Here is a 21,199-nt window from a genome sequence, read left to right as displayed (position 1 = left end):
TCTGGCCACGTTCCCTCCGGGTTGCCACCAAAAGGGCCCATCCGCGTTGTTGCGAAACACGAACGGGGATTGCCCCTGTCCGTGTTTCGCGCCTAGCGCCTGAACCCTTTTGGTGGCAACGCGCAGCCATAACTAGTGTTAACAGGCCCTGGCGCCTCACGCAACGGCCTGCTTCAGCGCCTGGTCGATATCCCACAGGATGTCCTGCGCGTCTTCGATGCCGACGGACAGGCGGATCATGTCTGGCCGTACGCCCGCGCGCTGCAACTCGTCTTCGCTCAACTGCCGATGCGTGGTTGATGCGGGGTGAATCACCAGCGTTTTCGCGTCGCCGATGTTGGCCAGGTGGCTCATGAATTCGCACGCGTCGATGAAGCGCTCGCCTGCGCGTGCTGCATCCGCTGCCTTGATGCCGAAGGTGAGGATGCCTGAGCAGCCCGGTGCGCCGTCGATCGTGCGGAACTGCTTTTTCGCGAGTGCGTGATGTGGTGATGTTGCCAGGCCGGGGTAATTGACCCAGCTCACCAGCGGATGCTGTTCGAGAAATTGCGCCACTTGCATTGCATTGCGGCAGTGCGCCTGCATGCGCAAGTGCAGCGTCTCGATGCCTTGCAGGATCAGCCACGCGTTGAGCGGCGACAGCGTCGCGCCGAAGGTGCGGTTGACCTCCATGCGCGCCTTCATCGTGTAGCCGAAGTCGCCGAACGTTTCGTAGAACTTCACACCGTGATACGCGCGGCTGGGCTCCAGCATCTCCGGGAACTTGTCGCGCGACTGGGGCGAGCCCCAGTCGAACTTGCCGGATTCGACGACCACGCCCGCCATCGTCGTGCCGTGCCCGCCGAGGTACTTCGTTGCGCTGTGCACGACGATGTCGGCGCCGAAAGCAAACGGGTTGCACAGGTACGGGCTGGCCACAGTGTTGTCGATCACGAGCGGGATGCCGTGGTCATGTGCGACGGTGGCGACGGCCTCGATGTCGAGCACGTTGACCAGCGGATTGCCGATCGTTTCGCCGTAAACGGCGCGCGTGTTGGGCCGGATCGCGCGACGGAAATTCTCCGTGTCTTGCGGGTCGACAAACGTCGTTTCGATGCCCAGGCGCGAGAAGCCGATGCCCAGCTGGCCGATGCTGCCGCCGTACAGCGTGGAAGCAGCAACGATGTGGTCGCCGTTCTTCAAGATGGCCAGCAGCGCTGTCATCTGCGCTGCCATGCCAGTGGCGCACGCGAGTGCTGCGCGCCCGCCTTCGAGCGATGCCACGCGCTCTTCCAGCACCGCCACGGTGGGGTTGCTGATGCGGCTGTACACGTTGCCGAACGTCTGCAGGTTGAACAGGCTGGCCGCGTGGTCGGCGGAGTCGAACACGAAGCTCGTGGTCTGGTGAATCGGCGTGGCGCGCGCACCGGTGACGGGGTCGGGAATGGCGCCCGCATGAATGGCACGCGTGCCGAAACCGTATTCGTGATCTTTGTGGTCTGGGCTCATGGTTACTGTGTCGCGGCCGGCTCAATAAGGCAGTTGTTGCGGGCGGCGCGACGAAATGACTTTCGTGTTCACGCCGGCCCAGTTGAGCCCGCCGAACAGGCGCGCATGTTCGATCTTCACGCAGCGGTCCATCACGGTGTCGAGCCCGGCAGCGCGGGCCTTGGCGGCTGCTTCTTCATTGACGACACCAATCTGTTGCCACAGGCACTTCGCGCCGATGGCGATGGCTTCGTCGGCGATGGGGCCGATGTCTTCGGTGCGGCGAAAGCAGTCGACCATGTCGATCTTTTGCCCCTGCGCAGCGAGTGCTTGTGCGGCAGCCGTCACGCTCGGGTAGCAAGGCTCGCCGAGGATTTGCGTCGCTGACGGATTGACGGGCACCACGCGGTAGCCGTGCGCCTGCGCGTACTTGGCCACGAAGAAGCTGGGGCGGTGCCACTGCGGCGACAGGCCGACGATCGCGATCGTCTTGCAGGTGCCCAGAATGCGGCGCAATTCGCTGATGGAATTCATGCGCCCCAGTGTACGAGTCCTAAAGCTTCGCGATCACCGCGCGCACTTCATCGACGCCGATGACTTCCGACAACACGACCGGCGGCTGGCCCTGCTTGTAGAACACATAGACCGGCACGCCATTGCGGCCGAGCTGGCCGAGCGCGGCGGTGATGGCTGGATCGCGGCGCGTCCAGTCGGCGCGCAGCAGGGCGACGTTCTTGCCCGCCAGGTCAGCCAGCACGTCCTTGTTCGAGAGCGTGGTCTTCTTGTTGTACTGGCACGTGACGCACCATGCGGCCGTGAAGTCGACAAAGACGGGCTGGCCCGTCGCGACGATCTGGTCAACACGGCCCGGCTCCCAAGCCTGCCAGCCGCTTTCGGTTGCGGCCAACTGCTGGGTTTGCATGCGCGTCACGCTGCCGCCTGTGGCCCAGCCCAGCATGGCGACCAGCACGAGCGAGATGGCGGTGACGATGGTTCGTGCACGACCTTGCAGCGTCAGTGCCCAGATGACCATGCTCATGCCAACGAGCAGCGCGAGCAATGCACCCGCGCCGTCGATGCCGCTTTGCTGGCCGAGCACCCACACCAGCCACGCGACGGTGGCGAACATCGGGAACGCCATGAACTTGCGGAACGTGTCCATCCACGCGCCGGGGCGGGGGAGCAGCCGCGCAATAGCGGGTACCCAGCTCGCCGCCAGATAGGGCAGCGCCATGCCGATGCCGATGGCAGCGAAGATCAACAACGCCTGGACAGCAGGCAGGCCAATGGCCAGGCCGAGCGACGCGCCCATGAACGGCGCCGTGCATGGCGACGCAATTGCCACAGCCAGCACGCCCGACAGGAATGAATTGACGACCGGATGTTTTGCTTCCAGAGAAGCCACGCCCGATGGCAGGAATGCGCCGAACTCGAACACGCCTGCGAGGTTCAGGCCGATCACGGTGAAGAGCGCCGCGAGCACGGCGACGACAGCCGGCGACTGCAGCTGGAAGCCCCAGCCAAGCTGCTCGCCCGCCGCACGCAAAGCCAGCATCACCGCACCGAGCGCGACGAACGAAGCGATGACGCCTGCGGTGTAAGCCAGCCCGGCGATGCGGTGGCCCCGCCGGTCGTCCGCGTGCTTGGTGAACGCCACAACCTTGATCGCGAGGATCGGGAACACGCAGGGCATGAGGTTGAGGATCAGCCCGCCGAGCAGTGCGCCGAGCAACGCGGCAGCGAACGTCAAGGACGGCGCTGACGACGCTGCAGCAGGCGTGGCCGCGCTGCTCTTCAGCGCTGCTTCCATGGCAGGCGTCAAGCCGGATGCGCTCGCCGTCGCCGGCCATGTGCCTTGCACTGCCGCTTCGACACGCCAGCCCTGGGCGCCTGACGACAGCACGATCGGCATGACCATCGGAGCCTGGCTGCGCTGGAGCGACAACGGAATCTGCGCAGTCCAGCGGTCGCCTTGCCACGCTTGCGTCCAGGCGCCTGCGGTCTCGATCACTTCGCTGGTTTCGGGGAAGAACTCGAGTTGCTTGCCCCGAACGGAAGCCGGCAAACCAGAGACCGACACCTTGATTGCGGTGGGTTCGACGGCGACAGTGCTCTCGCCGGCAAGTGCCTTCGGCTGCGCGTCGAAGCTCGCCTGGAATGCAGCCGCGTTGCCGGCCGTGGTGCTGCTGGCGGGAATCTTGAGCGTGAAGTCGCCTTCTTCGGGAATGCATTCCTTGCGGCAGACGAGCCATTGCGCCTTCAGCTTTACTTCAAGGTCGCGCGAGAGCAGTGACGGCTTGAAGTCCTTGCCGATGGTGAGCGGCACGGGCAGCAGCACCACGTTTTCATAGCCGTAGTTGGCGAGTGGGCCGATCGGGATCTTCTTGGGCAGGGGCCATGCGATTTCGCCGGCTGTCACCCCGGCAGGCAGCGTCCACTGCACTTGCGTGGGCAGGCCCGAATCGCCGGAGTTCTTCCAGTAGGTGTGCCACTCGGGGGCGTGCTTGAGCTGCAGGCCCACCCAGACTTGCTTGCCGGGCTCGACACCGTCAGGCGCGTGGGCCATCAGCTCGGCGCGTACACGCTCGCTCTGCACAATGGCCTTGTCGCCAGATTGGGCGTGCGCCGCAACGGGTATGAGTGCAGCCAGGGCGAGCCCGGCAAGGGCGCGGGACAAGCCGTGCGACAGGAGGCGAGAGATGATCATCAGGTAGTCAGAGCAGGCAAGGGTGCGCCTGGTTCCTTCATGCAAAACCTAAAACGACGCGACGGGTGGTTGCGCTCTTCTTTTCAATCTTCGTGACGACCACGGCGCCGATCTCCGACGTGTTCGCCACGTGCGTGCCACCACACGGCTGGAAGTCGATTTGTTCGCCGGCGCCGCCGCCGTCGTCGTTGCCGATTCGGATTGTGCGGATGCGGCCCGTGCCGCGCGGCGGCTGCACCGACATGCTTTTGACCAGTGCGGGGTTGGCGTCGAGCTCTTCGTCGGTGATCGAGCTCACCGTCACGGGATATGCCGCCGCGACCAGCCGCGCGATGCCTTGCGTCAGCGCCTCCTTGTCGAGTGGATCCGTCATGTTGAAGTCCAGCCGCGCTGAGTCAGCCGTGATGGAACAGCCATTGACCAGTTGGGGCACGAGGTTGCAAAGCAGGTGGGTGGCGGTGTGAAAGCGCATGAGTCGATGGCGGCGCTCCCAGTCAACGCGTGCGGTCACGCTGTCACCGGGCGCCAGCGTGGCCAGCAGGTCTTGCTGGCCCGGCGCTGGCACATGCGCAATGTCCTTGGTCGGTTTGCCCTCGGAATCCTTGCACTTGCGCGTGTCGGCAATGTGCAGCAGGCGGCCATCTGGCAGTTCGAGGGTGCCTGCGTCACCGGCCTGGCCGCCGCCCAAGGGATAAAACACCGTGCGGTCGAGCACAACCCCCTGCTCATCCACACGCGTCACCGTGCCGTTGCATTGCTGGAGATAGGAGTCGGCGCGAAATAGCTCATCGGTCATGGCGCTATTTTCGCGGTTTCGGCCTACGTGCGCCCAAATGAGGGCGATTCAGACTCAGGCGATGAAATTCATACCGCCTCGCCTGCCCTCGGTTCTCTCGATGACCTGCCTCGTGGGATGTGCCGCCATCGCGCAGCCGTCGCCCGTCGCAGGGATCGGGCCTGACCCCGACCTGCCCGCTCCCACGAAGTCGCTCATCCCCACTGTCCATATCGCGCCGGCAATCGGTTGGCCCAAGGGCACGCAGCCGAAGGCGCCTGTGGGCTTCAGGGTGACTGCGCTGGCGTCGGGGCTGGACCATCCGCGCTGGCTGTACGTGTTGCCCAATGGTGATGTGCTGGTGGCCGAGAGCAACGCGCCTCCCAAGCCGGACGATGCCAAGGGCATCAAGGGCGTGGTGATGAAGCAGGTGATGAAGAAAGCTGGCGCTGGCGTGCCCAGCGCCAACCGGATCACGCTGCTTCGGGACGTAGACGGCGACGGCGTGGCCGAGACGCGAACCACCTTCATGCAGGGGCTGAACTCGCCGTTCGGCATGGCGCTGGTTGGAAATGAGCTCTTCATCGCCAACTCGGACGCGATCGTCAAGGTGCCGTACCAGGCGGGCCAGACGAGCATCAGCGTTGCTCCCGTGAAGTTGACCGATCTGCCTGCAGGCTCCATCAATCACCACTGGACCAAGAACATCATTGCCAGTGCCGATGGCAGCAAGCTGTATGCAACCGTGGGCTCCAACAGCAATGTGGGTGAAAACGGCCTGGCAGCCGAAGAAGGCCGGGCGGCGATCTGGGAGGTCGATCGCGCCACGGGCGCCAAGCGCATCTTTGCGACTGGCCTGCGCAACCCGAACGGCATGGCGTGGGAGCCGCAATCGAAAGCCCTTTGGACGGTGGTGAACGAGCGGGACGAACTGGGCAACGACCTGGTTCCTGATTACCTGACGTCGGTGAAAGAAGGTGCTTTCTACGGCTGGCCGTTCAGCTATTGGGGCCAGAACGTGGACACGCGTGTGGTGCAGCAACAGCCAGACCTGGTCGCCCGCGCCATCAAGCCGGATTACGGCCTGGGTTCGCACGTGGCGCCGCTCGGGCTCGCGTTTTCAGACGAGCGCACCATGCCGCAAAACTATGCGAGCGGCGCGTTCATCGGCGAACACGGCTCGTGGAACCGCAAACCGTTCAACGGCTACAAGGTGGTGTTCGTCCCGTTTGCGGGTGGCAGGCCATCGAGCGAGCCGATCGACTTTCTGACCGGCTTCGTGAGTGCGCAAGGCAAGGCCTATGGCCGGCCCGTGGGCGTGGCGATGGATGGCAAGGGTGGTGTGCTGGTGGCCGATGACGTCGGAAACGTCATCTGGCGGGTGGGGATCGCGAAGTAAGCTGCGCATGCGGGCCAGGCGTCCGCGGGGGCATGCCGGCAAATGCAGCGCCAAAGCGCGTACAGTTTTGCCATGAGCGACCAGAGCCTGACCCGATACCTCCAAGCCGACACCGGCGACATCGACCCTGCAGAGACTGCCGAATGGCGCGAGGCGTTCATGGCGCTTGTTCAAGCGCATGGCCCGGCGCGGGCGCGTTTCATTCTCGACCAGCTGGCCGTGATGGCGCGAGGGCCGCTCGTGGAGTGGTCGCCGGAGCTGGTCACGCCCTACGTCAACACCATCGCCGTTGACAAGCAGCCGCCCTTCCCGGGTGACCTCGCCATCGAAGAAAAGCTCGCTTCGCTCATGCGCTGGAACGCGCTCGCCATGGTGGCGCGTGCGAATGCGGCTTACGGCGAGCTGGGCGGACACATCGCCAGCTATGCGAGCGCTGCCGATTTGTTCGAGGCAGGCTTTAACCACTTCTTCCGCGCCCGCAATGAGTCGCAAGGCGGCGACCTGGTGTTCTTCCAGCCGCACAGTGCGCCAGGTGTGTATGCACGTGCGTACCTGGAAGGGCGCTTGAGCGAAGCGGACCTGGCTCACTATCGTCAGGAGATCACCGCGCCAGCGGCCGGGGCGCGGGGCCTGTCGAGCTATCCGCACCCGTACCTGATGCCTGACTTCTGGCAGTTTCCGACGGGCTCGATGGGCATCGGGCCGATCAGCTCGATTTATCACGCTCGCTTCATGCGCTATCTCACGCACCGGCAATTGCTGGACTGCGCGACGCGCAAAGTGTGGGGCGTGTTCGGCGACGGCGAGATGGACGAGCCCGAAAGCATGAGCGCACTCACGCTCGCCTCGCGCGAGAAGCTCGACAACCTGGTGTGGGTCGTGAACTGCAACCTGCAGCGTTTGGACGGCCCGGTGCGCGGCAATGGCCGCATCATCGACGAGCTGGAGAAGCTGTTCCGCGGCGCGGGCTGGAACGTGATCAAGCTCGTGTGGGGCAGCGACTGGGACGGCCTGTTTGCCCGCGACACGACAGGCGCGTTGATGCGCGCGTTTGCCAACACCGTTGACGGACAGATGCAGACTTTCGCCGCGAAAGACGGCCGTTTCAACCGCGACAACTTCTTTGGCCAGAACGACGAGCTCAAGCGCCTTGCGCAAGGCATGACGGATGAGCAGATCGACCGCCTCAAGCGCGGCGGCCACGACCTGGTGAAGATTCACGCAGCCTACGCCGCCGCAGCTGCGCACACGGGCGAGCCGACCGTGATCCTTGCGCACACCAAAAAGGGCTACGGCATGGGGACGGCGGGGCAGGGCAAGATGACCACGCACAGCCAGAAGAAGCTCGACGACACGGCGCTCATTGAATTTCGCAACCGCTTCAACCTGCCGCTGTCGGATGAGCAGGCGCGCAACCTTGAATTTTTCCGCCCCGCCGAAGACAGCGCCGAGATGAAGTACCTGCGAGCGCGGCGCGCCGAGCTGGGTGGCGTGATGCCGCAGCGCCTGGCGACATCGCAGGCATTGGCGGTGCCAGCACTTGATTCTTTCGCTGCGTTTACAACCCAGGCCGGCGGCAAGGAGATGTCCACGACGATGGCATTCGTGCGGCTGCTGGGCAACCTGCTCAAAGACAGCGAGCTGGGTCCGCGCATCGTACCGATCGTGGCGGATGAAGCTCGCACGTTTGGCATGGCGAACCTGTTCAAGCAGGTTGGCATCTATTCGAGCGTGGGGCAGCGCTATGAGCCGGAAGACATCGGCTCGGTGCTGTCGTACCGCGAGGCGCTCAACGGCCAGATCCTGGAAGAGGGCATCAGCGAAGCAGGCGCCATCGCGAGCTGGACGGCCGCGGCAACGAGTTATTCGGTGCATGGCTTTCCGATGCTGCCGTTTTACATCTACTACTCGATGTTCGGCTTCCAGCGGGTGGGCGATGCGATCTGGGCGGCGGCTGACCAGCGCTCGCGCGGCTTCCTGCTTGGCGCCACATCGGGACGCACCACGCTCGGCGGCGAGGGGCTGCAGCATCAGGATGGTTCGAGCCACCTGGTCGCCGCGACGATCCCGAATTGCAGGGCCTTCGACCCGGCGTTTGCGGGCGAGATGGCCGTGATCATTCACCACGGCATGAAGGAAATGCTGGTGGAGCAGCGCGACGTCTTCTATTACGTCACGCTCATGAACGAGAACTACGCGCAGCCCGATGTGCCGCCGGGCACCGAGGATGACCTCGTGCGCGGCTGTTACCGGTTTGCGACGATCGAGCCGCGAACAAACAAGAAGGCGGGCCGCGTCACTTTGCTGGGCTCAGGCGCGATCCTCACGGAAGTGCTCAAGGCGGCTGATGTGCTGGCGCACGAGGGAATTGGCTGCGATGTGTTCAGCGTGACGAGCTGGAGCGAGCTGGCCCGCGATGGCATGGCTAGTGAGCGGGATGCGCTCGCGGGTGCGAAGCCGGCCGAGCCGTTCATCGCAAAGCAGCTGGCCACCAGCGTGGGGCCGATCATCGCTGCCACTGACTATGTGCGCGCGGTGCCTGACAGCATTCGCGCCTTTGTGCCGGCGGGCAGGCGCTACATCACCCTTGGCACCGATGGCTTTGGCCGCAGCGACACGCGCGCCGCGCTGCGCGAGTTCTTCCGGGTCGATGCTGCGCATGTCGCCAACGCCGCACGGCACGCGCTGGGCCGCGCTTAACATTCGCACATGACCACATCACGTTTTTGGGCCGAACTGGGAACGCGCGACTTCGCTGCGCTCGATCCCGCGACAACGGTGGCGGTGTTGCCTGTCGGCGCGACGGAGCAGCATGGGCCGCACTTGCCGCTGGCGGTGGACCAGATGATCGTGGATGGCGTGGTCGCCGCGGCGCTGCCCCTTCTGCCCCAGGCGCTGCCTGCGTTGTTCATGCCGACGCAGCAAGTAGGCTACAGCCCCGAGCACTCGCGGTTTGCGGGCACGCTGACGCTGCCCTACCAGAGCGTGATCGACACCTGGGTGGAACTTGGCGAGTGCGTGGCGCGGGCAGGCGTGAAGAAGCTGCTGCTTTTCAATTCCCACGGCGGCCAGGTCAGTCTGATGGACATCGCTGCGCGCGAGTTGCGCACGCGCGCCAACCTGATCGTGTACAGCTGCAGCTGGTGGAACCTGCCGCTGGGCGATGAGGTGATGGGGCTTTTCAGCGCGCAGGAGCATCGCTTTGGCGTTCATGCGGGCGAGATCGAAACCTCGATGATGCTGGCCCTGCGCCCGGACCTGGTGGACATGTCGCAAGCAAGGGACTTCGCCTCGACCTCGCAGCAACGCGCTGCACTGTTTCCTGTGCTGGGCAATGGATCGAGTGCAAAACTCGGCTGGCACATGCAGGACTACAACGCGCAAGGCGCAGCAGGCAATGCCGCTGCCGCGACGGCACTCAAGGGGCGCGCATTGCTGGATGCGGCGGGCCGCGAGTTGGCAATTTTGCTCGCAGAAATCTCCGCGCTGCCTCTGTCGACGCTGGTCGACCGGCCAGGCAGCTAGCGCCTTGGCGCACGGGTGTTGCGCAAGACCCACTCGCCTCAAAAATTTCCGCACGTTTGCCAACCTTTGTGCGCTTGGTCACAGAGGCGAAACACACGGGTTCCTACACTTGAGTCAAGAAAGGAGCCGCCATGCGATTTGCATCAATCAACGTACCCAAAGAGACTGTGCCCGAGCGCGTGTCGGCTGCCGAAATACTCCGCCGCATCGTTGTGGGCGAGCCTGCAGCGCAAACACCGGGTGCCGAAGTCCGCATCCAGGATCTCCCCATGGAACTTGACCAGCGTGTGCGCCTGGTCGGCGAGTGGTAGGCGCAAAAACGCGATTCGCACAATGAAAAACGCGGCCAGCAGGCCGCGTTTTTCATTTCAAGGTCTTGCCTTGCGCTGGTGCTGCTAGTTGGAGCTGTTGCCGTTGCCGGCTTCCAGGCGCTCGCGATTGCTGCGGCTGCGGGCCTGGCCGCCCTTGCGGCCGGCAGCGCGTGCTTCTTCGGACGTGAATTCGTGCGCGGTGCCTTTTTCGTGGGCGGCGCGACCACCCTCGCTGGCGATCTCGCGCTGGCGTTGCGGGTCCATCGAAGCAAAGCCTCGATTCGAGCGGCGAGCGGTAGCGCCGCTCAAGCCGGATTGCTCGCCTGGCTTTGAAGAAGCGTTGCTGCTGTTGCTCTTGCTGGTGTCCTGATCAATGGATGTCATGTCGGTTACTCCTGAGTACTGCTGGAAGGATAGGGAATGAGCGGCGTTGGAGCGCCACCCATGACATCTATTGGGCTTGGAATGCGATGCGCGTCTCGTCAGCGTGGAAACCGCCCGGCTGTAGGACCTCTCCTTCCCGATGAGGTTTGACCTTATCGGGGAAGCACCCCTTCAGCCAGGCGTTTGAGCAGGGGTGCAGCTGACGCCGAGACGGCACCGGGAGCGCTTGCAGGTTGCGTCAGGCTGGACAGCAATCTGGCGAACTGCGCGCCCGACGGCTGAAGCGGCCCAAAGAACAGGGGCGTTGTATCGCGCGCAATCAGCAAGGTGGGGAAGGTTTCAATATCGACGTCGCCCATGGCGTCGTCTTCGTCTTCGACATCCACCCAGGCGAAGCGCATCGTGGGGTGTGCAGCCGCCGCTTCGTCGAAGGCGGCGCGCCATTCGCGGCAGACGCCGCACCAGTCGGCGCACAGGCAGATCACCCACCATGTGGGCGTGGCATCGGCAGCGGCGTTCATGGCCGCCAGTTTAAGAGTAGGTGACCCAGCTCGCGTATTGGGGGTCTTCAAGATGCGGGATCGCGTTGTAGCCGACCAGCATATGCCGCTTGGGGGTGAAGGCGAACTCGGTGATGGAGGTGTTGCGGATGCGCAGGTTCAGCTCGATGGTGGTTTCGGGGCTCGTGCCCAGGATGTAGCCGACAGCCGTGGAAATCGGCCCGCCACTGGTGACCATCAACACGTTCTTGCCGAAGTGATTGGCGCGCACGTGGTCGAGCGCGCTCGAGACACCAGACACGAAGTCCGCGTAGCTGGGCATGCCGTGAGGTGTGACGACCCCGGCCATCCATTGCGCCAGGCCGTCGCGCAGCAGGCGGAAATGGGCGCGGTACATCTCGGGTGAAGTCGGCTTTTCGAGCTTGTGTGGATGCACGGTGGCGATCACGGCTTCGCTGTCGTATTCATTGAGGCCGTCCCACGAAAGGTGTTCGCCTTCGTGATTCATGCCTTCAAGAATGCCCGCCAGTGTCTGCTTGTGGCGGCGCAGCGTACCGGCAATCAGGCCATCGAAGTGGATGCCCTTGTGCGCGAAATATTCGCCCAGCCGAACGCTCTGCTTGTGGCCGAGTTCGCTGAGGTTGTCGTAGTCTTCGGCGCCGAAGGAAGCTTGCCCGTGCCGCACGAGGTAGAGAGTGCCCATAGGACGGGGATTTTGCGTTGCGCGACCCGGCGGTGAAGTCGCAGCCGCGACCCCTTGCTGCGTGCGCGACAGGGCCTGGTCTTCAACGCGCCCGCGCTTAGACGCCGGCGGACTCGATTGTGATCGGACCCCTGGGTGTGAGCAACGTGGCCGACAGGTTGGCTGCGCCGGTTTCAACCGCAACGCCCTGCAGCCCGATGGCGCGATGTGCCGCACGCAGTGCGTCGCCCCGCGGGTGGGTCACGGTGAGCGACTGCAACGTGAGTGCGCTGACGGGCATGGCGTCGGTGGGATGCGCGCCGCTCCACTCGATGATCGCAGGCAGGCCGCCCTGGAAGAGCCGTTGGCCGTCAGCCCGTACCGAGATTTGCCAGCGCAGCATGCCGCTGGCGACGGGGCGTTCGGCTTTGAGTAGCGGCCCGCGATCGATGCCGTGTTGGGCAAGGGCGTCTATCGCGGCGGCAGCATCAGGCGTCGAGGCGACGAAATGCACCAGCCGCGGCTGCTGGCGCACGGCGTCGCGCAGCGCTGCGTCGTCCATGTCGAACCAGCGCTTGTGCGCGGGTGCGATGGTGTCGCTGTCGATGGCGATGATTTCGAAATAGGCGCTCGGGTACGCCGGCGAGTCGATACGCAGCAGCCGGTTGTGCGTGCCCATCAGCGGATGTTTGCCGCCGGGGCCGGGCGTGACGCTCAGCGTTGCCTCGCACCAGGCAACGCCCTGTTCGAGCGAGTGCGCGACAACAACAAGATGATCGATGCGCGACTCGATGCTCACAACAGGACGCTTCCCGTCACGCAGGTGACGGACTGGCCGCCCACCCACACCTGGCCGTCATCGCCGCGCTCGATGGCGACGCGGCCCGCGCGCTGGAGGCAGACGCCTTGTGATGCGATGTACCGTGCGGACATATGGCCCTCTGCGATCAACCACTGGGCCAGGCCCGCGTTCAGGCTGCCGGTCACGGGGTCTTCAGGAATGCCGATGGCTGCTGCGAACGCGCGCACTTCAAGGTCGGCCGCGCTGCCGGCTTCATGGCGCGCAGCGACGCCAACTTTGCAGCCGAGGTTCTTCAGCTCCAGGTGATTGGGCGTGAGGCCGAGCACCGTTTGCGGGCTGTCGAGCAGCAGGCTGAACCAGGCCGGCCCGTTGTCGAGGATCTGCGCGGCGACGATCTGGCTGGCTTTGAGGCCGAGTGCGGACGCCACTTGGGCGAGGACGGCGGGGCTGGGTGAAGTGCGCTTCAACTCGGGCGCTGCAAACGCGAGGCCATCCGGCTCGCGGCGGATGGTGACGAGGCCCTTCTTGCATTCCTGCACGATGAAGTTGCGCGCGCGCGGTTTGCCGCCCGCCTCCAGCCAGGCATGGCAGCTTCCCAGTGTGGGGTGCCCTGCAAACGGCAGTTCGCCGCCGGGCGTCATGATGCGCACGCGGTAGTCGGCTTCGCTTGTCGTCGGCGGCAGCAGGAAAGTGGTCTCCGACAGGTTGGTCCAGCGCGCGAAGTGCTGCATCTGCTCATCGGTCAGGCCCGCCGCGTCGAGGACGACGGCCAGTGGGTTGCCCAGGTAGGGCTGGCCGGTGAACACATCGACTTGCTTGAAATCACGTTGCTGCATGCCTGTCTTTCGGATGCTTTCAGGAGAGTGGAAGGTCGAGCACACCGCGTGCGGCATGACGATCAAGGATTTGGTGGTACCACTGCGCGAGCGCGGGGCGCGTCTTGTGTTCCAGCGGCAAGCCCTGCCAGCGGTGAATCTCGCAAGCAATTGGAATGTCCGCCATGGTGAACTGTTCGCCGCTGATGTGCGGCTGCTTCGACAGCGTGGCTTCAAGCATGTCGAGCAGCGGCTCGGTTGCGGCGACTGACTGGGCGATGGCAGTTGCATCGCGCTTGTCTGGCGCCACGCGGATGAGTTGCACGAACGCGGTACGGCCGGCAGGGTTGAGCGTGGTCTGCTGCCAGTCCATCCAGCGTTCGGCGTCGAACCGCGCCTGCAACGTCGCCGGGTAAAGGCCGCCTGCAGAGTGTTTCGCGCAGAGGTAGCGCACGATGACGTTCGACTCATACAGAGTGAAGCCATCGTCATCGATGAGCGGCACCAGCGAGTTGGGGTTGATGGCGCGGTACGCGTCGGTGGTCACGATGCCGTATTGGCCGCCGGCATCAACGCGCTCGAATGGAATGCCCAGCCACTGCGCGGCCAGCACGACTTTGCGCACATTGATCGACGACAGGCGGCCCCAGATCTTGAGCATCACGTCACCTTGCGGGCTGAACCGTTGATGCCTCGCGAATCGCTGCGGCCAGTGCAGCGATGCCCTGGTCAATCTGCTCGCACGTGGCAGTGACGAACGACAGGCGCACCGTGCGTGGATCGCCTTCGCCCGCATAGAACGCAGCGCCTGGCACGAACGCCACACCGCGATCGACCGCCTTGGGCAGCAGCGCGACGGCGTCCATGCCCTGCGGCAGCTTCGCCCAGAGGAACATACCGCCATCGGGTGTGTTCCATTGCACGTCCAAGCCTTGCATCTCGCGTTGCAGCGCTGCGAGCATGGCGTCGCGCTGCGACTTGTAGAGCGCGCGGATGGTGGGCACGTGCCGGTCGAGGAAACCGTCTTTCATCACCTCGGCGACCATGCGCTGGTTGAAGCCGGGGCTGTGCAGATCGGCGGCTTGCTTGGCTTGCAGCAGCTTGGGGTACAGCGCCTTGGGTGCGACGATGAAGCCCAGGCGCAATCCGGGCGCCAGCACTTTGGAAAAGGAGCCCAGGTACACGCAGCCTTCCGGGTTGCGTGCGGTGAGCGGCAGGGGCGGCGGCGCGTCGAACCACAAGTCGCCATAGGGGTTGTCTTCGATCAGCGGCAGGCCGATTTCCATCGAGCGAGCCGACAGCGAGGCGCGGCGCGCTTCGCTCATCGTGCGGCCGGTGGGGTTCTGGAAGTTGGGCAGCACGTACAGGAATCGTGCAGGGCTGGCGCCAACTGCCTTGGCAGCAAGGTCCTCAACGTCCACGCCTTCTGCATCGCTCGCCACACTCACGACTTGCGGCTCCATGGGCGTGAAGGCCTGCAGCGCGCCGAGGTAAGTCGGTGTTTCAACGAGGATGCGCGAGTCGGCATCGATCAGCACTTTGGCGACGAGGTCGAGCCCTTGCTGCGAACCCGTGGTGATGAGCACCTGTGACGCATCGACTTTCCACGGCAGCATCGCCGCGACCATCTCGCGCAGGGGTGCATAGCCTTCGCTGGCGGCGTACTGGAGTGCTGCAGGGCCGTCGTCGCGCAAGACCTTCTCGCAGGCGGCGCGAAATTCGCTGACCGGAAACGTCTTGGGCGAAGGCAGGCCACCCGCAAAGCTGATGATGCCCGGGCGTTCCGTGACCTTGAGGATCTCGCGGATGACAGAGGGGTTCATCCGCTCGGCGCGGCGTGCCAGGGTCCATTGCGTGGGCTGCAGGTCGTTGAGTTTCATCGGCGCATCTCGGGTTGCTGGTGGTGACGGTTCAATGTAATCTTCGATGTCAGTACACGACCAGTACAGTTGGCCAGCGCAGTTGGACATCTGTATTGCTTCGGGCGGCAATACACGAGAGGACCCCCGCATGTTGATGAAGTCTGCGACGCACTCGCTCACCGAGCAGTTGTCGGACCGTTTTGCACAGCGCATTCGCGATCGATTGCTGGCGCCCGGTGCCCGCCTGCCGTCAGTGCGCCAGTGCGCCTTGCAAACAGGCGTGAGCCCGTCCACGGTGGTGTCGGCATACGACAAACTTCTGGCGCTCGGCCTGGTGGAGGCGCGCAAGAACAGTGGTTTTTTCGTGCGCGAGACGCGCGCGGAGCCACCGAGCGCGCCCGGTTCCATGTCGAAACAGCGGACGGTCCGGGCATGGGAGCCGGACACCGTCCAGGCGCCGCGCGGCAATTCGGCGCCCATCGATGCCACTGCATTGATTCGAGGGATGTTCCACAAGGTGAGCAACAAACCCCAGCCGGGAATGGGCGTGTTTCCGCCGGAGTGGTTGGAGTCGACTTTCATGCCGGCAGCCGTGCGCAAGGTGACCGGCACGCGGGCGCTGCACGACTTTTCGCTTCAGTACGGTGAGCCGATGGGCGACTCCGGCCTGCGGCGGATGCTGGCCACCAAACTCGCCACGTTGAGTGTTCCGGCAACACCGGAGAACATCATCACGACGGTGGGTGCGACGCACGCGCTCGACATCGTCAGCCGCACCTTGCTGCGCGCCGGTGACCACGTGATGGTTGAAGACCCCGGCTGGGCCGTGGAATTCGCGCGATTGAACGCCATGGGCATGCGCCTGCTGCCTGTGCCGCGTAAGCCCTACGGACCGGACCTGGATGTGATGGCGCGCTATTGCGAAGTGCACCAGCCCAAGCTTTATGTGAGCGTCAGCGTGTTTCACAACCCGACGGGCTACTGCCTCGCGCCGGGCAATGCACACCGGCTGCTGCAGCTGTCGACCACGCATGGCTTTCACATCGTCGAGGACGATACGTACAGCCACATCGCGCCGGAGCATGCGACGCGGCTGTGCGCTCTGGACGGTTTGCAGCGAACGATCTACGTGAGTGGCTTTGCGAAGATCCTGGCGCCGAATTGGCGTGTGGGCTTCCTGGCAGCGCATCCGTCGCTGATCGAGCGCTTGCTGGACACGAAGTTGCTCGCCACATTGACCACACCCGCCCTGATGGAGCGCGCGCTGGCGCTGTGCATGGCGCAGGGGCAGTTGCGACGGCACGCCGAGCGCATCAAGTCGCGCCTTGACGCTGCGCGCAGCCGCGCCGTCAAGCTGGCGTTGAACGCGGGCGTGTCGTTCGCGGCTGAGCCGGCAGGGCTGTTCGGATGGGTCGACACGGGTGTCGATACCGATGCACTTGCGCAGCGAATGCTCGACGAGGGCTATTTGCTGGCGCCGGGCGCGCTGTTCCATGCAGAGCGAAAGCCATCGACGTTGATGCGCATCAACTTCGCCACGACGCAAGACGCCGTGTTCTGGAAGAAATACTCAGAGATGGTCAAGACGATGCGCTAGCAGCGTCTCAAAGCATTTCGTCCGGCGCGAAGGGCGCTATCAGGCGCATCAGCAGGCGTTGCCTGGCAGTCGCTTGCGGCTCGGAGGTTGTGTCCTTGAATGCGGCGCCCGGCGGGGCGCGCCAGACGAGAGATCCGTTTTCAACGGCGACCCGGTAGGCGCCTTGCGCCAGGGTTGTCTCGATCTGCCGGGCCGCAAGTCTTGACACTGCCGCACTGCGGATGAGTAACGCGACCTCGCTGTTCTGCCGCTGGGAGCGCAAGTCCAGGTTCATCGATCCGATCACTGCCAGGCGACTGTCGATGATTGCCGCTTTCGAGTGAAGGCTTGCGTGGGATACCCCGCTCTTGGAGCCGCCGGCCGAGCCGATGCCGGAACCGATGCCGGCAGCCGTGCCTTCCTGGTCGGCGCGCATTTCGTAGAGCTCGACGCCCAGTGCGATGAGTGCCTCACGGTACCGCGCATAGCCCGCGTGTGCGGCGGGTGCGTCGTTGGAGGCGAGTGAATTGGTGAGCACCCGGATGCGCACGCCTTTCGCTCGAATCTGGGCGAACACTTTCATCATTTCCGCACCAGGCACGAAATAGGGTGAGACGATGAGGACGTCCTGGCGGGCCTGATTCATGAGTGCAAGCAGGCCGTCCACCACCGTGTCGCCGGCATCTGCCTCGTCGTCGTCGGGGCCAATCTTGCCGGGCTTGTCGACCAGCAGGATGGAAGGCGCCCAAACCAACGGTACGCTGCGCAAGTCATACCCAGCAGGTTTGGCGTCTGCGACGGCCGCTCGTGTGACGTCCGGCATGACCGCTGATGTGTTGGTGGCGACAACGGGCACTGCAGGGGCCGTGCCTTTGCCTTGCTGTGATGCATCTGGTGCCGATGCAACCGGCGCAGATCGCATCTGGTCAAGCTCTTGCTGCGTGACGAGCTTTTCCATGGGGAATGACAACTCATCGTTCCAGTACCGGTCGAAGCTGGCCGACATGTCGCGCACGATCCGGCCCGCCGAGAGTGTGTCCAGGTCGACGAAGTTGCTGCCGCCGGGGCCGCCGAAATAGGCGTCGCCCAGGTTGCGACCGCCACTGATGGCCATCGCGTTGTCGGCAATGAACAGCTTGTTGTGCATGCGCTTCTGGATGCGGTCCACATCCTTGAGCGACGTGAAGATGCGGACCACAAGCGACGAACGCGAGCCGGGCAGCGGGTTGAACAGGCGAATCTGCACGTTGGGCTCGAACGCCAGACGCAGCACTTGCGCGTCTTTGCCGACGGCGTTGAAGTCGTCGAGCAGCAAGCGAACGCGAACGCCTCGACGGGCCGCGTCGCGCAGGTGTTGCAGGATCAGCTCGGTACTGGCGTCGGCATGAATCGCGTAGTACTGCAGGTCGAGCGTCTTTTGCGCGGCATCGACCAGAGCGAGCCGTGCAGCCAGCGCGTTGTCGACGTTTTCCAGGAGGCTGAAAGCTGAGTCGCTGCGCGCGCCAGCTTGGACGCGCCGCTGGGCAGTCAGTTGCCCCAGCGCCGTCTGGCCCGGGGACTGAAATGACTGCGATGCGACCCTGCCCGTATTGGCGGGCAAGCTGGCGCAGCCGACGATGACAGCGGCCACGATCAGGGCGGCGAGCGCGCTCCACGCGGTCGAGAAGCGTCGTGGCAGCGTGGGGCAGGGGTACTGCAGGTCTGGGGGAAAGGTCACCTGAGGACTTTATCGGCTGACCTGCTGAGCAGGGGGCGCACCAAGTAAGCCGTGGCGCTCAATCCATGACAGACAACGTCTACACCGCGGCGCCCAGCGTCTCCCAGCGGTCCAGTGCGGCCAGCAACTCGTCGTCGATGCGGGCGTTGCGCTCGGTCAATTGCATCGCGCGGGCGGCGTCTTGTGTGTAAAGGCTGGAGTCGGCGAGCGCCTCCTGAATTGCCTTTTGTTCCTGCTCGAGCGCGTCAATCATGGCCGGCAGGGCTTCGAGTTCGCGCTGCTCCTTGTAGCTCAGCTTTCGTTTGGCCGGTGCTGTTGTCGCCGCCGGTGTTTCGGGCTTGACTGCAGGTGTGGCCGATAACCCGCGTGAGGCGGCTGCGGCGGCGGCCAGCGCAATTGCCTGCGAGCGGCGGGACTGGGCGAGCCAGTCGTCAACACCGCCTTCATATTCACGCCAGCGGCCGTCGCCTTCGAAGACGATCGTGCTTGTCACGACGTTGTCCAGGAACGTGCGATCGTGGCTCACGAGGAACACGGTGCCGTCGTAGTTCTGCAGCAGGTCTTCGAGCAGCTCGAGCGTGTCGATGTCCAGGTCGTTCGTGGGTTCGTCGAGCACAAGCACGTTGGCAGGCCGTGCAAACAGGCGCGCCAGCAACAGCCGGTTGCGCTCGCCGCCCGATAGCGAGCGCACGGGGGACAGTGCTCGTGCCGGCGAGAACAGGAAGTCGCCAAGATAGCTTTTGACGTGCTTGCGCTGCTTGCCGATTTCGATCCATTCGCTGCCGGGGCTGATGAAGTCTTCGAGCGTGGCGTCGAGGTCGAGCGCTTCGCGCATCTGGTCGAAGTACGCAACTTGCAGATTCGCGCCCTGTCGGACCTTGCCCGAATCAGATGCGAGCTCGCCAAGGATGAGCTTGAGCAGCGTTGTCTTGCCAGCGCCGTTCGGACCCATGAGGCCGACTTTGTCGCCGCGCAGGATAGTGGCCGTGAAGTCACGAACGATCGTATTGTCGCCAAAGGATTTGGTGACCTCGGTGAGTTCGGCCACGATCTTGCCGCTCGGCAGGCCGGATGCCACGTCAAGCTTGACGCTGCCGAGCGCATCGCGGCGGGCCGCGCGATTGGCGCGCAGGCGGTCCAGCCGAACGATACGGCCCTGCGCGCGCGTGCGCCGCGCCTCCACGCCTTTTCGGATCCAGACTTCTTCCTGTGCGAGCAGCTTGTCGGCCTTGGCAGAGATCACGGCTTCCTGGGCAAGCTGTTCTTCCTTCTGAACCTGATAGCGCGTGAAATTGCCCGGGTAAGAGCGCAAGAGGCCGCGGTCGAGTTCGACGATGCGGTTTGCAACGCGATCAAGAAAGGTGCGGTCGTGCGTGATGATGACGGCGGCACCGCTGAAGTCGATCAACAAGTTTTCCAGCCACTCGATCGAATCCAGGTCGAGGTGGTTGGTTGGCTCGTCAAGCAGCAGGACGTCGGGCCGACGTACCAGCGCCTGGGCGAGTGCGACACGTTTACGGGTGCCGCCCGAAAGAGTTCCGACGATGGCGTCTTTGTCCAGATGCAGGCGCTGCAACGTCTCCTCCACGCGTTGCGACCAGTTCCAGCCGTCATGCGCTTCGATCTTGCCTTGCAGGTCGTGCAAGTCGCCATCGCCGCTCGAGTAACGGTCGATCAGCGCGATGATGTCTGCCAGACCCGCGACGGTTGCATCGAACACTGTCGCGGCCGCGTCGAGTACGGGTTCTTGCGGGACGTACGCGACCAGAAGGCCTTGCTGGATCTGCAGCGTGCCATCGTCGGGGCGCTCCAGTCCGGCGAGAATCTTGAGCAGCGAGGACTTGCCGGCGCCATTGCGACCGATAAGACCCACCCGCTCGCCGGATTCCAGCGAGAAAGTGGCATGGTCCAGCAGTGGCACATGGCCAAAAGCGAGCTGGGCGTCGAGGAGGGTGAGAACTGCCATAGGAGCGGCAGATTATCCGGGTCGCGGTAAACCCCCTCACTTTCTTGCCATGTCTGACGTCGATATAGTCCACCGAGAGGGTCTGCCGGCCCCAGGAGACACAGTTGGAATTGCTGATCAACGGGAAAACCGTGAGCGCGGACGTGGAGTCCGAGATGCCCCTGCTCTGGGTCTTGCGTGACGTGCTGAACATGACGGGCACGAAGTTCGGCTGTGGAATTGCGGCATGTGGGGCGTGCACGGTCACGGTCGACGGGCTGGCCGTGCGGTCGTGCGTTGTGCCGGCATCCAGCGTCGTGGGCAAGAAGATCCGCACGATTGAGGCGCTGGGAACGCCCGAAAAGATCCATCCGTTACAAGCTGCATGGATCGCTGAGCAAGTCCCGCAGTGCGGCTACTGCCAGAGCGGCATGTTGATGGCGGCAGCAGCCCTACTCGAGAAGAACCCCAAGCCTACCGATGCGGACATCGATGCAGCGATGACCAATATTTGCCGCTGCGGAACGTATCAGCGTGTTCGGGCAGCGATCAAGCGCGCAGCAGGGATCAAGGTATGAGGCGGCGGACTTGGCTTTTGAGTGCGGCTGGTGCCGCCGGCGCACTGGTGGTCGGCTGGGGCGTTTTGCCCCAGCGGTCGCGTTTGGGGTCGGGTGCGCTGATGTTGCGAAGTGAAGGCGAAGTGCCCCTCAACGGCTGGATCAAGATTGCCGC

General features: G+C 64.2%; 20 protein-coding genes (1 of these 20 only partly in view). 7 read left to right on the top strand and 13 right to left on the bottom strand.

From position 1 onward, the window contains the following. Positions 1-156 precede the first annotated feature (156 nt). The 4 genes from GHT07_RS19250 to GHT07_RS19235 are packed head-to-tail and all read right to left on the bottom strand — an operon-like array spanning position 157 to position 4,970. A complete protein-coding gene (locus GHT07_RS19250) occupies positions 157-1,488 on the bottom strand; it encodes an O-acetylhomoserine aminocarboxypropyltransferase/cysteine synthase family protein (protein ID WP_153586728.1) in 1,332 nt (443 codons plus the stop codon). A gap of 21 nt (positions 1,489-1,509) precedes the next feature. After that, on the bottom strand, positions 1,510-2,001 hold the full coding sequence (locus tag GHT07_RS19245; RefSeq protein ID WP_153586727.1) for a CoA-binding protein: 492 nt from the start codon (positions 1,999-2,001) through the stop codon (positions 1,510-1,512). Between the two features lie 19 nt (positions 2,002-2,020). Next, positions 2,021-4,174 (bottom strand): protein-disulfide reductase DsbD family protein, encoded by a 2,154-nt coding sequence (locus GHT07_RS19240; protein ID WP_153586726.1) that lies wholly within the window; start codon positions 4,172-4,174, stop codon positions 2,021-2,023. Positions 4,175-4,211: 37 nt separating this feature from the next. Continuing rightward, entirely contained in the window at positions 4,212-4,970 is a 759-nt protein-coding gene (locus tag GHT07_RS19235) for an alanyl-tRNA editing protein (RefSeq protein ID WP_153586725.1), read from the bottom strand. A 61-nt stretch (positions 4,971-5,031) separates the two neighbouring features. On the opposite strand from GHT07_RS19235, the gene GHT07_RS19230 reads away from it, so the two are divergent. The 4 genes from GHT07_RS19230 to GHT07_RS19215 all read left to right on the top strand — a co-directional run bounded on the left by GHT07_RS19230 (position 5,032) and on the right by GHT07_RS19215 (position 10,184). Then, positions 5,032-6,348 (top strand): PQQ-dependent sugar dehydrogenase, encoded by a 1,317-nt coding sequence (locus GHT07_RS19230; protein ID WP_395689210.1) that lies wholly within the window; start codon positions 5,032-5,034, stop codon positions 6,346-6,348. Between the two features lie 72 nt (positions 6,349-6,420). Next, positions 6,421-9,048, top strand: coding sequence for an alpha-ketoglutarate dehydrogenase (mdeB, locus tag GHT07_RS19225; protein ID WP_153586724.1), 2,628 nt, complete (start codon positions 6,421-6,423; stop codon positions 9,046-9,048). Between the two features lie 9 nt (positions 9,049-9,057). Beyond that, positions 9,058-9,873 (top strand): creatininase family protein, encoded by an 816-nt coding sequence (locus tag GHT07_RS19220; protein ID WP_153586723.1) that lies wholly within the window; start codon positions 9,058-9,060, stop codon positions 9,871-9,873. A gap of 131 nt (positions 9,874-10,004) precedes the next feature. Then, complete coding sequence (locus GHT07_RS19215; protein WP_153586722.1) at positions 10,005-10,184, top strand: hypothetical protein; 180 nt, start codon at positions 10,005-10,007, stop codon at positions 10,182-10,184. An 84-nt stretch (positions 10,185-10,268) separates the two neighbouring features. Here the strand turns inward: GHT07_RS19215 and GHT07_RS19210 are convergent, their stop codons facing one another. The 7 genes from GHT07_RS19210 to GHT07_RS19180 form a co-directional block, all read right to left on the bottom strand. Further along, on the bottom strand, positions 10,269-10,568 hold the full coding sequence (locus tag GHT07_RS19210; protein ID WP_153586721.1) for a KGG domain-containing protein: 300 nt from the start codon (positions 10,566-10,568) through the stop codon (positions 10,269-10,271). Between the two features lie 152 nt (positions 10,569-10,720). Next, positions 10,721-11,089, bottom strand: coding sequence for a thioredoxin family protein (locus GHT07_RS19205; protein ID WP_153586720.1), 369 nt, complete (start codon positions 11,087-11,089; stop codon positions 10,721-10,723). 10 nt (positions 11,090-11,099) lie between these two features. Then, positions 11,100-11,771 (bottom strand): histidine phosphatase family protein, encoded by a 672-nt coding sequence (locus GHT07_RS19200; RefSeq protein WP_153586719.1) that lies wholly within the window; start codon positions 11,769-11,771, stop codon positions 11,100-11,102. 97 nt (positions 11,772-11,868) lie between these two features. Continuing rightward, entirely contained in the window at positions 11,869-12,543 is a 675-nt protein-coding gene (locus GHT07_RS19195) for a VOC family protein (protein WP_323741022.1), read from the bottom strand. Between the two features lie 2 nt (positions 12,544-12,545). Continuing rightward, positions 12,546-13,388: a PhzF family phenazine biosynthesis protein gene (locus tag GHT07_RS19190; protein WP_153586718.1), complete on the bottom strand. Its 843-nt coding sequence runs from the start codon at positions 13,386-13,388 to the stop codon at positions 12,546-12,548. A 19-nt stretch (positions 13,389-13,407) separates the two neighbouring features. After that, positions 13,408-14,028 carry a glutathione S-transferase family protein gene (locus tag GHT07_RS19185; protein ID WP_153586717.1) on the bottom strand — a complete coding sequence of 207 codons (621 nt, stop codon included), beginning with the start codon at positions 14,026-14,028 and terminating at the stop codon, positions 13,408-13,410. A 4-nt stretch (positions 14,029-14,032) separates the two neighbouring features. Continuing rightward, on the bottom strand, positions 14,033-15,247 hold the full coding sequence (locus tag GHT07_RS19180) for an aminotransferase-like domain-containing protein (RefSeq protein WP_153586716.1): 1,215 nt from the start codon (positions 15,245-15,247) through the stop codon (positions 14,033-14,035). 130 nt (positions 15,248-15,377) lie between these two features. Between GHT07_RS19180 and GHT07_RS19175 the strand changes: the two genes are divergently transcribed. Beyond that, on the top strand, positions 15,378-16,826 hold the full coding sequence (locus GHT07_RS19175; RefSeq protein WP_153586715.1) for an aminotransferase-like domain-containing protein: 1,449 nt from the start codon (positions 15,378-15,380) through the stop codon (positions 16,824-16,826). 7 nt (positions 16,827-16,833) lie between these two features. On the opposite strand, the gene GHT07_RS19170 is transcribed toward GHT07_RS19175, so the two are convergent. Further along, positions 16,834-18,522 (bottom strand): phospholipase D-like domain-containing protein, encoded by a 1,689-nt coding sequence (locus tag GHT07_RS19170; RefSeq protein ID WP_323741020.1) that lies wholly within the window; start codon positions 18,520-18,522, stop codon positions 16,834-16,836. Between the two features lie 79 nt (positions 18,523-18,601). Next, entirely contained in the window at positions 18,602-20,488 is a 1,887-nt protein-coding gene (locus tag GHT07_RS19165) for an ATP-binding cassette domain-containing protein (protein ID WP_153586714.1), read from the bottom strand. A gap of 104 nt (positions 20,489-20,592) precedes the next feature. Here GHT07_RS19165 and GHT07_RS19160 point away from each other — a divergent pair, with 104 nt between their 5' ends. Both GHT07_RS19160 and GHT07_RS19155 read left to right on the top strand, forming a co-directional pair. Further along, the gene (locus tag GHT07_RS19160; RefSeq protein ID WP_153586713.1) at positions 20,593-21,045 is read left to right on the top strand and encodes a (2Fe-2S)-binding protein; all 453 of its coding nucleotides are present in this window, start codon (positions 20,593-20,595) and stop codon (positions 21,043-21,045) included. After that, positions 21,042-21,199, top strand: the start of a protein-coding gene (locus tag GHT07_RS19155) for a xanthine dehydrogenase family protein molybdopterin-binding subunit (protein ID WP_153586712.1). Its footprint extends 2,107 nt past the window's final position; the window shows 158 of its 2,265 coding nt (coding positions 1-158); the start codon lies at positions 21,042-21,044; its stop codon lies beyond the right edge, outside the window. The genes GHT07_RS19160 and GHT07_RS19155 overlap by 4 nt, the downstream gene beginning before the upstream one ends.

The organism is Caenimonas koreensis DSM 17982 (assembly GCF_009646335.1).
GTDB lineage: Bacteria > Pseudomonadota > Gammaproteobacteria > Burkholderiales > Burkholderiaceae_C > Ramlibacter > Ramlibacter koreensis.
This window is presented reverse-complemented; position numbering and strand designations above follow the sequence as displayed.

Bases quoted from the DNA above. Each gene is read 5' to 3' on its own strand.
- GHT07_RS19250 (WP_153586728.1), bottom strand. From the start codon at position 1,488: ATGAGCCCAGACCACAAAGATCACGAATACGGTTTCGGCACGCGTGCC.
- GHT07_RS19245 (WP_153586727.1), bottom strand. From the start codon at position 2,001: ATGAATTCCATCAGCGAATTGCGCCGCATTCTGGGCACCTGCAAGACG.
- GHT07_RS19240 (WP_153586726.1), bottom strand. From the start codon at position 4,174: ATGATCATCTCTCGCCTCCTGTCGCACGGCTTGTCCCGCGCCCTTGCC.
- GHT07_RS19235 (WP_153586725.1), bottom strand. From the start codon at position 4,970: ATGACCGATGAGCTATTTCGCGCCGACTCCTATCTCCAGCAATGCAAC.
- GHT07_RS19230 (WP_395689210.1), top strand. From the start codon at position 5,032: ATGAAATTCATACCGCCTCGCCTGCCCTCGGTTCTCTCGATGACCTGC.
- mdeB (WP_153586724.1), top strand. From the start codon at position 6,421: ATGAGCGACCAGAGCCTGACCCGATACCTCCAAGCCGACACCGGCGAC.
- GHT07_RS19220 (WP_153586723.1), top strand. From the start codon at position 9,058: ATGACCACATCACGTTTTTGGGCCGAACTGGGAACGCGCGACTTCGCT.
- GHT07_RS19215 (WP_153586722.1), top strand. From the start codon at position 10,005: ATGCGATTTGCATCAATCAACGTACCCAAAGAGACTGTGCCCGAGCGC.
- GHT07_RS19210 (WP_153586721.1), bottom strand. From the start codon at position 10,568: ATGACATCCATTGATCAGGACACCAGCAAGAGCAACAGCAGCAACGCT.
- GHT07_RS19205 (WP_153586720.1), bottom strand. From the start codon at position 11,089: ATGAACGCCGCTGCCGATGCCACGCCCACATGGTGGGTGATCTGCCTG.
- GHT07_RS19200 (WP_153586719.1), bottom strand. From the start codon at position 11,771: ATGGGCACTCTCTACCTCGTGCGGCACGGGCAAGCTTCCTTCGGCGCC.
- GHT07_RS19190 (WP_153586718.1), bottom strand. From the start codon at position 13,388: ATGCAGCAACGTGATTTCAAGCAAGTCGATGTGTTCACCGGCCAGCCC.
- GHT07_RS19185 (WP_153586717.1), bottom strand. From the start codon at position 14,028: ATGCTCAAGATCTGGGGCCGCCTGTCGTCGATCAATGTGCGCAAAGTC.
- GHT07_RS19180 (WP_153586716.1), bottom strand. From the start codon at position 15,247: ATGAAACTCAACGACCTGCAGCCCACGCAATGGACCCTGGCACGCCGC.
- GHT07_RS19175 (WP_153586715.1), top strand. From the start codon at position 15,378: ATGTTGATGAAGTCTGCGACGCACTCGCTCACCGAGCAGTTGTCGGAC.
- GHT07_RS19165 (WP_153586714.1), bottom strand. From the start codon at position 20,488: ATGGCAGTTCTCACCCTCCTCGACGCCCAGCTCGCTTTTGGCCATGTG.